General features: G+C 66.3%; 2 protein-coding genes. Both read right to left on the bottom strand.

What is annotated here, in order from left to right; genetic code table 11:
• Positions 1 to 718 (bottom strand): 2-keto-4-pentenoate hydratase (locus tag AC2VOP_RS17110; protein ID WP_486962071.1); only part of this gene is annotated, 718 nt, incomplete at its 3' end.
• Positions 715 to 1521: a 2-keto-4-pentenoate hydratase gene (locus AC2VOP_RS17115; RefSeq protein WP_486962072.1), complete on the bottom strand. Its 807-nt coding sequence runs from the start codon at positions 1519 to 1521 to the stop codon at positions 715 to 717. The genes AC2VOP_RS17110 and AC2VOP_RS17115, both read right to left, overlap by 4 nt.
• Positions 1522 to 1554 lie beyond the last annotated feature (33 nt).

The raw sequence follows: 1554 nt of genomic DNA on the forward strand, positions 1-1554 counted from the left end.
CGGCGCGCAGTCGGATCGGGGCGGTGAGGCCGCCGGAAAAGACCAGCGAGCCAGCGGGCAACGACTCGTCGCGCTCGGCCAGCCGCTGAACCAGCCACGCCACCGACGCGGCCGGATGACCCATCACCGCGGCGCCCGCGGCAGTGTGCACCACGTCGCCGTCGGCACGTAACACACAGCCGAGCAGCCGAAGGTCCGGGAGTTCGGCTGGTGTCAGCGCGCGGGGGCCGAGCAGAAACCGGCCCGCGCTGCAGTTGTCGGCGACGACGTCGGGAAGGGTGAATCGATAATCCCGGTAGCGTGAATCGAGCACGTCGATCCCGGCAAACACGGCCTTGGTTGCCTTCAGCACCTCGGTGACCGTCGCGCCGCCCGAAAGCTCTTCACCCAGTAGAAAGGCGATCTCCGGTTCGACGCGCGGTTGGATCAGCGACGTCAGATCAAGGGGTTCCCCGAACGGTGCGAGCATCGAACGAGTGACCTTGCCGTACAACGGATCCGACACCGACATGGCCTGCTGCTTGGCCCGGCTGGTGAGGCCCAGCTTCGCGCCCACCACGGGGTCACCAGCGCCCACCTTCGCCTGCACCACCAGCCGCTGCGCCTCATAAGCAGTCTCCAAGTCGAAATCCGGGTTGGTGTCGGTGAAAGGGTCGATCGCCTTGTGCTCGCGCTCGGCTACGACGAGCTCGTCGGCTACCTGGCGTGGATCGATCATGTCGCCACCTCGGAATCGTTGGAGAACCGTGCGGTGACCGCACCCAGGTGGGCGTACTCGGCCCGGAACACATCGCCGGGCGAAACGGTAACCATCCGGTGGACTGCGCCGGGCAGTATCACGTCGCCGGCCCGCAGCGTGATCTGAAACTGCGCGACCTTGTTCGCCAGCCAGGCCACGCAGCGGGCCGGGTTTCCCAACGCCGCCGCCCCCGCCCCAGTGTCGATAACCGCGCCGTTGCGGCTCAGCGCCATGCCGACCAGCCGCAGGTCGAGCTCGGTGACCTTGCGCATACGCCCGCCCAGGACCAGCTTGCCCGACGACGCGTTGTCGGCGACCGTGTCGACGAGTTTGATTCGCCAGTCGTCCACGCGGCTGTCGACGATTTCGATAGCGGGCAGCACGCCGCCGATCGCCGCCAACGCGTTCGCTGTCGTGACGCCGGGACCGGCAAGATCGCAGTCGAGCACGAATGCCATCTCCGCCTCGACTCGCGGCTGAACCATATCGGCTAACGAAATCTCGTCACCATCTTCGACGAACATGTCGTCGAGCAGGACACCGAAGTCCGGCTCGTCGACGCCGAGCAGCTCCTGCATGGAGCGGGAGGTCAGACCGACCTTTCGGCCCTGGATGTGCGCGCCGTCCGCGACTCGGCGATCGACGTTGTGGGTCTGAATCGCGTAGGCGTCATCGACGCCGAGTTCAGGATGTCTGCCCGTCAGCGGCTCCACGCACACACACGACTTGTCCGCCTCCCAGAGCTGGTCTGCGAGTTCGGCAATCAGGGCTAGGTTGGCCACATGCTCACCTTGCGCCGACCCAGAACCCTTACA

This window comes from Mycobacterium sp. TH-M106 (genome assembly GCF_057473765.1).